Annotated in this window: 12 protein-coding genes and 1 pseudogene; 3 read left to right on the forward strand and 10 right to left on the reverse strand. The window is 71.7% G+C overall.

All coding sequences use genetic code 11. The features are described 5' to 3' along the window. Both ACFXMF_RS42930 and ACFXMF_RS42935 read right to left on the reverse strand, forming a co-directional pair. Positions 1-746, reverse strand: a pseudogene (locus ACFXMF_RS42930) (Fe-S oxidoreductase); the annotation flags it as partial. 298 nt (positions 747-1,044) lie between these two features. Then, complete coding sequence (locus tag ACFXMF_RS42935; RefSeq protein ID WP_360322250.1) at positions 1,045-1,602, reverse strand: GNAT family protein; 558 nt, start codon at positions 1,600-1,602, stop codon at positions 1,045-1,047. Between the two features lie 359 nt (positions 1,603-1,961). Between ACFXMF_RS42935 and ACFXMF_RS42940 the strand changes: the two genes are divergently transcribed. Beyond that, positions 1,962-2,768: a siderophore-interacting protein gene (locus tag ACFXMF_RS42940; protein ID WP_360322247.1), complete on the forward strand. Its 807-nt coding sequence runs from the start codon at positions 1,962-1,964 to the stop codon at positions 2,766-2,768. A 38-nt stretch (positions 2,769-2,806) separates the two neighbouring features. On the opposite strand, the gene ACFXMF_RS42945 is transcribed toward ACFXMF_RS42940, so the two are convergent. After that, positions 2,807-4,345, reverse strand: coding sequence for an aldehyde dehydrogenase family protein (locus ACFXMF_RS42945; RefSeq protein WP_360322244.1), 1,539 nt, complete (start codon positions 4,343-4,345; stop codon positions 2,807-2,809). 186 nt (positions 4,346-4,531) lie between these two features. On the opposite strand from ACFXMF_RS42945, the gene ACFXMF_RS42950 reads away from it, so the two are divergent. Further along, positions 4,532-5,134, forward strand: a complete 603-nt coding sequence (locus tag ACFXMF_RS42950) for a GNAT family N-acetyltransferase (protein ID WP_360322241.1) — start codon at positions 4,532-4,534, stop codon at positions 5,132-5,134. Between the two features lie 12 nt (positions 5,135-5,146). On the opposite strand, the gene ACFXMF_RS42955 is transcribed toward ACFXMF_RS42950, so the two are convergent. Next, on the reverse strand, positions 5,147-6,145 hold the full coding sequence (locus ACFXMF_RS42955; protein ID WP_379991623.1) for a zinc-dependent alcohol dehydrogenase family protein: 999 nt from the start codon (positions 6,143-6,145) through the stop codon (positions 5,147-5,149). Positions 6,146-6,288: 143 nt separating this feature from the next. Between ACFXMF_RS42955 and ACFXMF_RS42960 the strand changes: the two genes are divergently transcribed. Further along, positions 6,289-6,627 (forward strand): helix-turn-helix domain-containing protein, encoded by a 339-nt coding sequence (locus ACFXMF_RS42960; protein ID WP_360322235.1) that lies wholly within the window; start codon positions 6,289-6,291, stop codon positions 6,625-6,627. Positions 6,628-6,868: 241 nt separating this feature from the next. Here ACFXMF_RS42960 and ACFXMF_RS42965 read toward each other — a convergent pair whose 3' ends face one another. From ACFXMF_RS42965 to ACFXMF_RS42990, 6 genes are all read right to left on the reverse strand, one after another. After that, positions 6,869-7,312 carry a DUF4440 domain-containing protein gene (locus tag ACFXMF_RS42965; protein ID WP_360322232.1) on the reverse strand — a complete coding sequence of 148 codons (444 nt, stop codon included), beginning with the start codon at positions 7,310-7,312 and terminating at the stop codon, positions 6,869-6,871. 96 nt (positions 7,313-7,408) lie between these two features. Next, positions 7,409-8,602 carry an amidohydrolase family protein gene (locus ACFXMF_RS42970; protein ID WP_360322229.1) on the reverse strand — a complete coding sequence of 398 codons (1,194 nt, stop codon included), beginning with the start codon at positions 8,600-8,602 and terminating at the stop codon, positions 7,409-7,411. After that, entirely contained in the window at positions 8,599-9,603 is a 1,005-nt protein-coding gene (locus ACFXMF_RS42975; RefSeq protein WP_360322226.1) for an ABC transporter ATP-binding protein, read from the reverse strand. Before ACFXMF_RS42975 ends, ACFXMF_RS42970 begins: the two co-directional genes overlap by 4 nt. Next, on the reverse strand, positions 9,600-10,631 hold the full coding sequence (locus ACFXMF_RS42980; protein WP_360322223.1) for an ABC transporter ATP-binding protein: 1,032 nt from the start codon (positions 10,629-10,631) through the stop codon (positions 9,600-9,602). The genes ACFXMF_RS42975 and ACFXMF_RS42980 overlap by 4 nt, the downstream gene beginning before the upstream one ends. 5 nt (positions 10,632-10,636) lie before the next feature. After that, positions 10,637-11,551 carry an ABC transporter permease gene (locus ACFXMF_RS42985; protein ID WP_360322220.1) on the reverse strand — a complete coding sequence of 305 codons (915 nt, stop codon included), beginning with the start codon at positions 11,549-11,551 and terminating at the stop codon, positions 10,637-10,639. After that, positions 11,548-12,636: an ABC transporter permease gene (locus ACFXMF_RS42990; RefSeq protein ID WP_380021153.1), complete on the reverse strand. Its 1,089-nt coding sequence runs from the start codon at positions 12,634-12,636 to the stop codon at positions 11,548-11,550. The genes ACFXMF_RS42985 and ACFXMF_RS42990 overlap by 4 nt, the downstream gene beginning before the upstream one ends. Positions 12,637-12,652 lie beyond the last annotated feature (16 nt).

Raw genomic sequence — 12,652 nt, forward strand, 5'->3', positions numbered from 1 at the left:
CGCTTGAAGTAGATGTTGAAGAACGCCAGGAACCGATGCCACGCAACACCCATGCTCGGCTTGAGGCCGATGGTGATCGCCCACGTCATCGAGATGACGATCTTGATCGTCGCGACGAGGTAGATCAGGTTTTCCAGCGAGCCGTCGGAGAGCCCACCGAACGCGGACACCAGGGGGTAGCTCACCCAGTAGCCGGCCTCGTACCCGTCGACTCCGGCGAGCGCGCCCTCCAGGCCGCGCAGCAGCATGATGCACACGCCGACCGAGCCGACCACGAACTCGACGAAGTACGCCTGGCCGAACCGCGATCCGGCGAATCGGCTCTTGCGCCCGGCCCGACGCGGGTGGCTGATCTGGCGGATGACGATCAGCACGAGGATGCCGACGATGGTCATCAGGCCCATGAACTCGGTGAAGACCTCGAACACGTCCCAGTGCCCGAGCCCCCACAGCGCGAACTCCGGTGAGAAGAGTTGTCCGTACGCGTTGACCAGGGTCAGGATCAGCGCGCCGAAGCCGACCATGACGAACCAGTGGGCGGCGCCGACGATGCCCCAACGGAGCATCCGGGTGTGCCCGACCGTCTCGGTGAGCATCGTGCGCAAACGGGTGCCGGCCGCGCTGGTCCGGCCCCACGCGGGCTGCCCGAGTTTGACGAACGAGTAGATGTAGGCGGCGGTGCGCCCGAGTAGGGCGAACCCGATCACGCTGATCAGCAGCGAGATCACGATCCCTGCGAGTTGCATGGCGTTCGACTCCTCCGGTGGGACGTCCCTTCCGGGGCGTGTGTCGGCCGACCGGGCGAGGCGTTCGAGCGCCGTACCCGGTGGTAACTTGATCACTGTGTCGATGATATCCATCCGCCGAACGCCATCGACCTCGCGGGTTTTGCCCGTTTTGTCGCAGCGCCGATGGAAACTGTCCGGTCGTTCGTTCCGCACCGACCCGGCCGGTTCGCCAGTTGTGTGACGCACCGTCAGATCTGTCGATATGCATGCTGCCATGCCACGCCTGCGGAATCCGCAACAGGTCCCGACCCGAAGGTCAGCCGGTGCCGTGGATCGCGTGCCATTCCGGGGCCAGCACGGACCAGACCTCGGTGTTCTGCCGCACGCCCCGGTAGAGGTGGTTCTCCCGATGCACACCTTCGCGGGTCATCCCGAGGCGCTTGGCCACGTTGATGCTCGGGGTGTTCTCGGCGGAGACCAGCCACTCGACCCGGTGCATCCCGCGCTCCCGGATCGCCCAGTCGATGATCATCGTTGCCGCCCGGGTGACCAGGCCCCGGCCCGCGGCGGCGGGTTCGAGCCAGCAGCCCGCCTCGCAATTGCCCTGTGCCGCGTCGAAGACCCGGAAGAGCACCCCGCCGACCAGGACCCCGTCGAGCCAGATGCCGTACAGCCGACCGGCGTCGACGGCGGTCTTGTCGGCGTAGGACTGGAGCCAGCCCCGGGCCGAGTCGAGATCGGCCGTGACGTCGGCCAGTCCTATGTGGCGGCCGACGAACTCCCGGCCGCGGTCCATGTGAGCCAGGAACTCCTCGGCCCGCCACGGCTCCAGCGGCCGCAACTCGGCTCCGTCGCCCAGGGATCTCGCGAACATTCTCGTCCTTCCGCAATGGCCGTGCAGACCGGTTGATCAACCGTCGGATCCTAATGCGGGCCGCTCGAATTCGGCCGCTCGAATTCGGACGCCCGAAAGTGAGCAGCCCGCCCGAGCCGGCGTTCTCGGACCGGCTCGACGCGCGGCCGTTCGTGCTGCTCGCGGAGTTGCCGCCGTCGTCCGGCGGTCGCCGCGGCGGCCCCGGCGCGGGCTCCGGAAAAGCGAGTACCGCACGAGGCGAGCAATTGCTCATAATTGGGTCGTGACCTGGGCCTGGGCACCGATCGCCGGGTCGGGCGAGGCCCGGACGGCCGCGCCCGGCCCGATCCCCGACGGAGCGGCGAAAGCGAGAAGCAGAGATGTTGCCGAAGGTGCAACTGCCGGAAACGCGGCGGATGATATCCCTGACGGTGCGTGAGAACACGCGCCTCAGCCCCAACTTCGTACGCCTGACGCTCGGCGGATCCGAACTGGCGCACCTACACGGGTCCGGATTCGATCAGGGCGCACGCCTGTTCTTCCCGCGCGAGGGACAGGAGGAGCTGCGCATGCCGAAGTTGTCCAACAACGCGTGGATGGCCGAATGGCTGCTGCTGCCCAAGGCCCGTCGACCCTGGGTGCGCAACTACACGATCCGCGCCTTCCGGCCCGAACGCCACGAGATCGACATCGAGTTCGCGCTGCACGGCGACGCCGGACCGGCGTCGGCGTGGGCGGCCCGGGCCCGACCCGGCGACCCGGCGGGCATCTTCGATCTGGGCCGGATGTACCTGCCACCGAGCCATGCCGAGTGGCACCTGCTGGTCGGCGAGGAGAGCGCGCTGCCGGCCATCCTGTCCATCCTGGAACACGCCCCCGCGACCCTGCACGCGGAGGTCTTCCTGGAAGTGCCCGAGGTCGCGGACATCCGCGAGCGGGTCGAGGCACCGGCGGGCGTGCGGGTGCACTGGCTGGCCCGGGACGGGGCCGGATCCCGGCCCGGCCGGCTCGCCCTGAACGCCGTCGAGTCCGCGACCCTGCCCGCGGGTCCGTTCTACACGTGGACCGCCGGCGAGCACGGCCTCCCGACCGGTCTGCGCCGGCACCTGGTGAACGAGCGGAGGATCCCCAAGTCGGACATCACCTTCTTCGGCTACTGGCGCCACGGCCGCTCCAGCCCCGGCTGACCACGGCCGACAGCGGTGTGCCCGCCCGGCCCCCGGGCTCAGCCGAAGTCGACCCCCTGGGCGAGCGGCAGCTCGTCCGAGTAGTTGACCGTGTTGGTCGCCCGACGCATGTACGCCCGCCACGCGTCGGAGCCGGATTCGCGCCCGCCGCCGGTCTCCTTCTCGCCGCCGAACGCGCCGCCGATCTCGGCGCCGGAGGTGCCGATGTTGACGTTGGCGATGCCGCAGTCCGACCCGTCCGCGGCCAGGAATCGTTCGGCCTCGCGTTGGTCGCGGGTGAACACGCCGGACGAAAGCCCGTGCGGCACATCGTTGTTCAGGGCGATGGCCTGGTCGAACGTGCGATAGGTGAGCACGTAGAGGATCGGCGCGAAGGTCTCCTCGCGCACCACCTCGGTCTGCCCGGGCATCCGCACGATGGCCGGACGCACGTACACCGCGTCGGGCGCCTCCGGCCGGGCCACCCGCTCGCCGCCGACCACCACGTCGCCGCCGTCGGCCCGCGCCCGGTCCAGCGCCGCCGCCATCGCCGCCCCGGACCCGGCGCCGATCAGCGGCCCGACCAGCGTGCCGTCCGCGAACGGATCGCCGATCCTCAGCTCGGCGTAGGCCCGGCTCAGCCGCGCGACGAGCACGTCCACCACGTCCTCGTGCACGATCGCCCGGCGCAGCGTGGTGCAACGCTGCCCGGCGGTGCCGGCCGCGGCGAAGACGATGCCGCGCACCGCCAGATCCAGGTCGGCCGACGGCGCGACGATCACCGCGTTGTTGCCGCCGAGTTCGAGCAGGCAGCGGCCGAATCGGGCGGCCACCCGGGGCGCGACCTCGCGGCCCATCCGCACCGAACCGGTGGCGCTCACCAACGCGACCCGCGGATCCTCGACCAGCGCCTCGCCAACCGCACGATCCCCCAGCACCAGGCGATGCAGGTCGGTCGGCGCGCCGACGTCGACGGCGGCCCGGAAGAGCAGCGCGGCGCAGGCGACCGCGGTGAGCGGGGTCAGTTCGGACGGCTTCCACACCACGGCGTCGCCGCAGACCAGGGCGATCGCGGTGTTCCACGACCACACCGCCGCCGGGAAGTTGAACGCGGAGACCACGCCGACCACGCCCAGCGGGTGCCACGATTCGGACAGGCGGTGCCCGGGTCGCTCCGAAGGCATGGTGCGTCCGTACAACTGCCGGGAGAGCCCGACGGCGAAGTCGCAGACGTCGATCATCTCCTGCACCTCCCCGCGCGCCTCGGTCCGGATCTTGCCCGCCTCCAGGGTGATCAGGTCGGCCAGGTCCTCGTGGTGCTCGGCGAGCAGTTCGCCCAGTCGTTTGACCAACGCCCCGCGCACCGGCGCGGGCGTCGTGCGCCAGATGCCGAACGCGCGGTGCGCGGCGCCGATCGCCTCGGTGACCTGCTCCGGCGTGCCGGAGGCGAGTCGGCGCAGCACGCCGCCGGTGATCGGCGTACGCACGATCAGATCGCCGGCATCGGGCCGGGACACCGCACCGCAGCGGCGCAGGCATTCGTCCGCTCGCGCACGCAGCCGATCGGTGTCGGGAAGGGAGGTGGTGACGTCGGACATGGGGGCTCCTGACCGGGACGCGGGTCGGATCGGCGGAACACGCAACCCTCGGGTCGTACCCACGCACCCGGTGCGGGTACTCCCCGCCTTCGCCGCACCGACCGCACCGGATCCGGCTGCGCGATCGGACCGGCGCCCCGCCGGCCGGTGCGCGCCGCCGAAATCCGGCCCGGGACAATGTCCGGCATGGAACCGAAGATCGAATTGTTGCGGCCCACCGACGCCGACGACCGACTTCGCACCGAGATCCACCGGGTCGTCCACGACGTCGCCCGTCTCGGTGGCGCGATCGGCTATCTGTCCCCGCCGAGCAAGCCGACCACGGACGCCTGGCTGGAGGACGTGCTCGCCGCCGTCCGGGTCGGCGACGCCGTGCTCGTGGTCGCCTCGGTCGACGACGACGTCGCCGCGACCGGCCTGTGGCGACGCCGGCCCGAGCCGGTCTTCGCGCACTCGGCCGACGTGGAGAAGGTGATGGCCCACCCCGACAGCCGCGGCCTGGGCCTGGGTCGCCTGCTGATGACGGCCCTGATCGACAGCGCCCACCGAGCCGGCATCGAGACCCTCACCCTGGGCGTGCGGGGCAACAACCACGGCGCCATCGAGCTCTACGAGCGGCTCGGCTTCACCGTGTGGGGCCGGTTGCCCAACGTCATCGAGGTCGACAACGAACGCTTCGACGACGTCCGGATGGCCCTCACCCTGGGCCACGCCCCCGACGTCGTGTTGCGCGGATCCACACCCGGCGGCCCCGGCTCCTCGCCGCGCCGCCCGCTCGCGGGGTCCTGAGCCCACCCGGCCTCAGTGCTCGACGGTGACCACGATCTTGCCGACCTGGGCGCCCGCCTCCAGGTAGCGGTGTGCGTCGACGATGCGCTCCAGATCGAAGGTGCGGTCCACGGTCGGCGCAAAGGCACCGGTACGCAGCCCGGAGGCGACGAACGCCTCGGCCCGGCGCAGCCGTTCCGGGTCGGTGGTGGTCTCCAAGGCGGTATGGCTGCGCATGTTCAGCGCGGGCATGCCCAGGTCGATTCCCGGATAGGGGGTCGCCTCGCCGCTCAGCGCGCCGTAGATCAGCAGCGTGCCGCCGGGGGCGACCACCCGGGCCAGGTCCACCACGCCGGAGCCGGCGACGGCGTCGAACACGAATTCGGCGCCGCGGCCTCCGGTGAAGGCACGCACCCGCTCCACGACGTCCTCCTCATCGGTGACGATCACCTCGGCGGCGCCGGCCGCACGCAGCCGGTCCGCCTTGGCCCGGGTGCGGGTGGTGGCGATCGGCACCGCGCCGACCCGGAGCGCCGTGCGGATCGCGGCCAGGCCCACGCTGCTGGAGGCGGCGGTCAGCACGACGGTGTCGCCGGCGCCCAGCCCGCCGATCTCGACCAGCGCGCCGTAGGCGGTCAGGTACGGCATCCACACCGCCGCACCGGCGACCGCGTCCAGCGAGTCGGGCCGGTGCAGCACGGCCGACGCGGGCACGATCGCGCGTTCGGCGTAGACGCCGTAGTCGTTCATCGAGAACGCGGGCACCACGCTGATCGGCCGGCCGACCTCGAACCCGGCGACCCCGGCACCGACCGCCTCGACCACGCCGGCGGCCTCCAGGCCGAGCCGGGCGGGGAACTCCCGGACGTCCTGGATGTAGTTGCCGCTGCGGAACAGCGCCTCGGCCCGGTTGATGCCGATCGCGTCCACCCGGATCGCCAGTTCGCCGGGACCGGGTACGCCGAGTTCGGCGTCCTCCAGGCGCAGCACGTCCGGCCCGCCGAGTTCGTGGAAGCGCACTGTCCTGACCATCACGCATCGTTCCTTCCGGGCGCCGCCGACACGGGAGCGTGTCGACGTGCCTCACCCAAGCGAAAAGTTCGGTGAGTGTCAAACTTCGATGGTCATCGCACTTTGATGAGTGTCGTACCATTCGGCCAGGAGGTATCAGATCGATGGCGAGCACCCAGCACGGCGGACGCGAACGCGTCCCACCCCACCCGGACATCGACACGATCGGCCTGCAACAGGTCCTCGAAGCCCTCGTCGACCCGGTGCGCCGACTGATCGTCGGCGAGCTCTACGCCGCGTCAAAGGCGTTGAGCTGCGGCACGATCGAGCTGCCCGTCAGCAAATCCACCGCCACCCACCACTTCCACGTGCTGCGCGAGGCCGGCCTCATCCGCCAGTACTACGTGGGCACCTCCCGGATGAACGCGCTGCGCCGCGAGGAGTTCGACGAATCCTTCCCGGGCCTGCTGCCCGCGCTGATCGCCGCCGCCGACCGGGCGTGAGCCGACCGCCGGGGCGTTGCGCCGGTCGGACGCGGCCGGCCGACACCCTCCCCACCTGCGGTGTCGGTTCCGGTCGCTCCTTCGCGTGGCGGAGCGCACTCCCCCGCGTCCGGACACGGGCGCGGTTCCGCGCGCGGGGTCCGGCGAGCGGGCGTCCGGGCACCCGATCGGCTCCCGACGGCACTTCGGCATCGGCGCCCCGTCCCGGACCGGGCCCGGCGCGACCCCGGCGCCGCACCGATCACGCCAGCAGGTCCTCGTGGTTGTGCACCACCAGCCAGCCCTGCGCGAAGCGGCGGGCCACCGCCGTGTTGCGGATGTGTTCGGAGGCCGGGGTCGAGCCGTCGGCGCCCGGGGCGAAGTCGACCCGCAGCGTGTAGCGGGCCAGCGCGGTGTCGTCCCAGACGTCGATCACCTCGTCGCTCGCGTGGATCCCGGTGACCACCGGCGCGTCCGGGCCCACCGGTCGGGCCGCGCGGATCCGGTCCAGGTCGGCCCGGCCGAACAGGAGTTCCGGCGCGGCCGAGTCCCAGATGGTGGCCTCGGGGTGGATGCGGCTGTCGATGCGCGCGCGGTCGCCGGCCGTGAAGCCGGCGTAGATGTCGAGCAGGGCGCTCCAGACGGCGGCGCGGTCCTCGGCCGACCCGGCGGGTCGGTGGGTGTCGCGTGCGGCGGCGTCGGTCATGGCACGAAGGTCCTTACGTCGGGGGTGGGTCGGGGCGCGGCGACTCCCGGGCGGGGGCCGGCGAGGTGCACCCGCCGGGATGCGGCCGCGAACGGTTCAGGCGGCCAGGTCCTCGCGGACGATCCGGCCCCCCTGCATGACGAACGACAGGCGGCCCAGCGCCGAGATGTCGTGCAGCGGGTCGCCGTCGACCGCGATCAGGTCGGCGGTGAACCCGGGTGCGACCTGTCCCAGCCGGTCCTCGGCCTGCACCAGGCGGGCCGCGGTGGTCGATACCGACTGGAGCACGCGCAGGTTGTCCAGGCCGCCGCGGGCCATCAGATACATCTCGTACACCGCCGCGGGCACGCCCTCGACCAGGTCGGCGGGCGGGATGTCGGTGCCGTTGACCAGTTGCACGCCGGCGGCGACCGCCCGCCGGAAGCTCTCCTGGTGCGGTTCGATCGCGTTCTGCGCGTTGGCGATCGACGCCTCCTCGAAGCGGTTCTCCCGCATCCAGCCGAGCGAGTTGGTCACGCACAGCGTGGGGGTCACGAACGCGCGTCGGTCGGCGAGCAGGCGCGCGGTGTCCTCGTCGAGCGCATACGCGTGTTCGAACGAGCGCACGCCCTGGGCCAGCGCGGCCCGGATCGCGGCGGACTCGCCGGAGTGCGCGACCACGTACGCGTCGTGTTCGTGGGCGGCCTTGACCGTGGCGGCGATCTCCTCGTCGGTCATCTCCGCGTGCTCGAAGTCCTCGCCCTCGCGGGCCAGGCCGGAGTTGATGAAGATCTTCAGGTGGTCGGCGCCGGCGGCCAGTTCGCCCAGCGCGGCGCGGTAGAAGCCGTCCGGGCCGCTCGCGTAGGAGCAGTCCGCGCCCTCGCCGTGTCCGTGCGGGGTGGACAGCGCGCGGCCGGCGCCGAAGATCCGCGGGGCCTGGATCCAGCCGCGCTTTTGCGCGTCACGCAGCACCAGGTCGATCTGGTTCTGCTCGTGCACGCAGCGCAGCGTGGTGATGCCGGCCCGCAGCGCGTCGTGCGCGCGTTGGGCGGCGCGGAACGCGGTCAGGCCCGGCGATTCGTCCTCACGCGTGTCGGAGAAGGGAAAGACCACCGACAGGTGCGAGTGGCAGGAGATCAGCCCCGGCAGCAGGTATCGGCCGCCCAGATCGTGCGCGTCAGCGTTGGGCGGCAACGCGCCGCGCACCTCGGCGATGGTCGAACCCTCGACCCGCACACTGCGGTCGCGCAGCAGTTCACCCGTGACGACGTCGACGACATGACAGTTGGTCAGCCACATGAGTGCGGTCACCCGACTTTCGTGAGGGTCGGCGCGAGCACGGTGCACGCGGCGCGCCGGCGCGGAAGGAACTCGACCAGTGCGGGTTCGTCGAGCGCGCACGCGTCGACGGCGATCGGGCACCGGGGGTGGAAGCGGCAACCGGCGGGCGGGAAGGCCGGGTCCGGCACGTCGCCGGGCAGGTCGACGGGCAACTCGCCGCTGCCGTCGGCGCGCGGCACCGCCGCGATCAGCGCCCTGCTGTACGGGTGGCGCGGCTCGGCCCAGACCTGGTCGGTGGGGCCGCTCTCCACCACGGTGCCCAGGTACATCACCGCCACGGTGTCGGCGATCTGTCGCACGATGGACAGGTCGTGCGAGATGAACAGCAGGCCCACGTTGCGCTCGCGGGCCAGTTCGAGCAGCAGGTTGGCCACCGACGCCTGCGCCGAGGCGTCCAGCGCGGCGATCGGCTCGTCCGCGACGATGCAGGTGGGCTCGGCGGCGAGCACCCGGGCGATGGCGATGCGTTGGCGCTGGCCGCCGGAGAACTCGTGCGGGAAACGATCGACGAACTCGGCGGGCAGGCCCACCCGTTCGAGCAGTTCGCGGGCCACGCCGCGGCCGCGTTCGCGGGTGCCGCCGGCCAGGACCACGGCGTCGGAGATCTGTTCGCCGACCCGGCGGCGCGGGTTCAGCGACGCGTACGGATCCTGGAAGACCATCTGGAGGCCGCGTTGGGTCACCGGCCGCGAGCGCAGCCCGAGCGGGACGACCGGGTGTCCGTCGAACTCGACCGTGCCGGCGGCCGGCTTGAGCAGTCCGACCGCGGCCTTGCCCAGGGTCGACTTGCCGCACCCGGACTCGCCGACCAGGCCGACCACTTGGCCGGGCGCCACGGTCAGATCCACGCCGGCCACGGCGCGCACGGTGGGCCGACCCGGCGTGCGGTACGCCACGGACAGGTCGCGCAGCCGCAACCCGGGGTCCTTCGCGGTGACGGCGACGGTGGAGGTGAGGGAGGACAGGGTCATCGGCTATCCACCTTCGAAGCGGCGACGGCGAGCGGATCGATCGGACAGGCCCCGGTGTGGGTGGGCGTCAGCGCCAGCAGGCGCGGGCGCTCCTCCCGGCAACTCGGCTGCGCGTGCGGGCAGCGCGGGTGGAACGCGCAACCGGCGGGCGCCTGGCCCAGCTTGGGCGGCGTGCCCACGATCGGCACCAGCGCCGCGGTGCCCCCGTCGGGGTGCGGCAGCGCGTCGAGCAGGCCGCGGGTGTAGGGGTGGCGGGGTTCGCGCAGCACGTCCGCGCGCGGCCCGCTCTCCACGATCCGGCCCGCGTACATCACGCTCACCCGGTCCGCGAGCGCGGACATCACCCCCAGGTCGTGCGTGATGATCAGCACCGACAGGCCGTTCTCCCGGCGCAGTCGGTCCAGCAGGCGCAGGATGCCGGCCTGCACGGTGACGTCCAGCGCGGTGGTGGGCTCGTCGGCGAGCAACAGCGCCGGGTCGCAGGCCAACGCGATGGCGATGGCGATGCGTTGACGCATGCCGCCGGAGAATTGGTGCGGGTAGCGGCGCAGCGCCCGCTCGGGGTCGGGGATGCGCACCGTGGCGAGCAGTTCCACCGCCCGGGCGTTGGCCGCGCGCTTGTCCAACTTCTTGTGGTGGCGCAAGTGTTCGGTGAGCTGTTTGCCGATGCTCAGCATCGGGTGCAGCGAGGTCATCGGGTCCTGGAAGACCATCGCGACCCGATTGCCGCGCAGGTCGCGGACCTGACGCGGGGTCATGGTCAGCACGTCCTGGCCTTCGACGAGCATCTGCCCGCGCGCGCTGCCGCCCTGGGGCAGCAGCCCGAGCAGCGCGAGTGCGGTCATCGTCTTGCCGGAGCCGCTCTCGCCGGCCAGGCCGACGATCTCGCCGCGGCCCACGGTCAGGTCGACGCCGTCGATGGCGCGCAGCGGTTCGCCGTCGGGTCCGGGCAGTTCGACGACGAGGTCGCGGATCGCCAGCAGCGGCTCCTCGGCGTCGACCACCGGCGGGGTCGGGGTGTCGTTCATGTCCGTCACTTTCGGATCGCCCGTGCCGTACGCGGGTCGAGCGCGTCGCGCAGGGTGTCGCCCAGGAAGTTGAAGGCGAGCACCGAGAGCAGGATGGCCGCGCCGGGGAAGACCGCGACCCACCACGCGTCGAAGTTCGCCGAGCCCGCGTTGACCATCGCACCCCACTCGGCCGCGGGCGGTTGTGCGCCCAGGCCCAGGAAGGACAGTCCGGACAGCAGCAGTACGGCGTTGCCCAGGTCGAGCGCGGCCAGCACGGCCACCGGGCCGGCCAGGTTGGGCCGCAGGTCCACGGCCAGCACCCGCCACCCGGAGGCGCCGAGCAGCCGATCGGCCTGGACGAAGTCGGACTGGCGCAGCGTCAGCACCAGTCCGCGCACCACGCGGGCGTAGGTGGGCCAACTGACGATCACCACCGCCAGCACGGCGTTGGTCAGGTTCGGGCCCAGTGCCGCCACCACGGCCATCGCCAGGATGATCGCCGGGAAGGCGAGCACCAGGTCGGCGCAGCGCATCACGACCATGTCGATCCAGCCGCCGAAGTAGCCGGCGACCGCGCCCAGCACGGTGCCGATGACCATGGCGAGCACGACCAGCAGCAGGGCGAGCGGGAGCGAGATGCGGGTGCCGTGGATGACCCGGGAGAGGATGTCGCGACCGAGTTGGTCGGTACCGAACCAGTGTTCGCCGGACGGCGACTGGTACTTCGGCCATTTCTGGGCGAGCGGATCCTCCGGCGAGATCACCGACGCGAGGACCGCGGCGATCAGGAAGACGCCGATGATCACGATGCCGGTGATGGCCAGGGGGCTGCGCCACGGCGACTTGCCGGGACGGCGCTTGCGCCGCGGGGCCGGGTCGTCCGTGCCGGTGCGGTCGGCTCCGAGCCGATCGCCGAGGAAGAGGCGCGTGGCGTTCACGAGAGGCGAATCCTCGGGTCGATGACCCCGTAGAGCAGGTCCACGAGGAGGTTGATCACGACGTACACGACCGCGACGAACAGGCAGACGCCCATGATGGACGGCAGGTCCAGGTTCAGTGCGCTCTTGTACGCGTACTGGCCCAGGCCCGGCCAGGACAGCACGTTCTCGACCAGGACGGTGCCGGCGAGCATGCCACCGAAGGTGAGCCCGGCGACGGTCAGGATCGAGGTGAGTGCGGGTCGCAGCACGTGCCGACGGACCACGGTGAACTCGGGCAGGCCCTTGGCTCGCGCGGCACGCACGTAGTCGTTGCCGAGGGCTTCCAGGACGGCGGCGCGGGTGAAGCGGGTGAGCACGCCGATGTTGAACGCGGCCAGCACACACGCGGGCAGGACCAGGCGGGAGAATGCCTCGCCGAAGGTGCCGAGATCGCCGGTGAGCAGCGAGTCGAGCGTGTACAGGCCGGTGATGTCCTGGGGTGGGATCGCGCCGGGTGACAGTCGTCCACCGGCCTGGATCCAGCCGAGTTTGAAGGAGAAGAGGTAGAAGGCGACCTGGGCGAGCCAGAACACCGGCATGGACACGCCCGCGAGGCTGACCACGCGAATGATCCGGTCCGGCCAGCGGTTGCGGGTGACCGCCGCCACGATGCCCAGTCCGACGCCGATCACCAGTGCCAACACGATGGCCACCAGGGCCAGTTCGAGGCTGGCCGGGACCCGGTCGGCGAGGTCGTCCCAGACCGGTCGGTGGGTCTGCTGGGAGGTGCCCATGTCGCCGTGCAGCAGGTTGTTCAGGTAGGTGCCGTACTGCGAGGGCAGGGACTCGTCGAGTCCGTTCTTCTTCTTGAACGCGGCGACCGCGGCCGGGTCGTTCTGGGCGCGGTCGCCGAGGTTGGCGGCGACCGGGTCACCGGGCACGGAGTGGGTGAGCACGAAGGCCAGGATGGTGATGCCCAGGCACAGCAGCAGTCCGACGGACAGGCGCACCAACACGAAGCGGGCGAAGGGATGGGAGCCGCGCGCGGTCCGAGGGCCGGCGGGACCCACCCAGTGCAGGGCCCCCCCGCGCCCGGGGAACACGGCTACCCGTACGGGG

Source organism: Embleya sp. NPDC059213 (assembly GCF_042754445.1).
Taxonomy (GTDB): domain Bacteria; phylum Actinomycetota; class Actinomycetes; order Streptomycetales; family Streptomycetaceae; genus Embleya.

Bases quoted from the DNA above. Each gene is read 5' to 3' on its own strand.
- ACFXMF_RS42945 (WP_360322244.1), bottom strand. From the start codon at position 4,345: ATGTCCGACGTCACCACCTCCCTTCCCGACACCGATCGGCTGCGTGCG.
- ACFXMF_RS42950 (WP_360322241.1), top strand. From the start codon at position 4,532: ATGGAACCGAAGATCGAATTGTTGCGGCCCACCGACGCCGACGACCGA.
- ACFXMF_RS42975 (WP_360322226.1), bottom strand. From the start codon at position 9,603: ATGACCCTGTCCTCCCTCACCTCCACCGTCGCCGTCACCGCGAAGGAC.
- ACFXMF_RS42940 (WP_360322247.1), top strand. From the start codon at position 1,962: ATGTTGCCGAAGGTGCAACTGCCGGAAACGCGGCGGATGATATCCCTG.
- ACFXMF_RS42960 (WP_360322235.1), top strand. From the start codon at position 6,289: ATGGCGAGCACCCAGCACGGCGGACGCGAACGCGTCCCACCCCACCCG.
- ACFXMF_RS42980 (WP_360322223.1), bottom strand. From the start codon at position 10,631: ATGAACGACACCCCGACCCCGCCGGTGGTCGACGCCGAGGAGCCGCTG.
- ACFXMF_RS42965 (WP_360322232.1), bottom strand. From the start codon at position 7,312: ATGACCGACGCCGCCGCACGCGACACCCACCGACCCGCCGGGTCGGCC.
- ACFXMF_RS42955 (WP_379991623.1), bottom strand. From the start codon at position 6,145: ATGGTCAGGACAGTGCGCTTCCACGAACTCGGCGGGCCGGACGTGCTG.
- ACFXMF_RS42935 (WP_360322250.1), bottom strand. From the start codon at position 1,602: ATGTTCGCGAGATCCCTGGGCGACGGAGCCGAGTTGCGGCCGCTGGAG.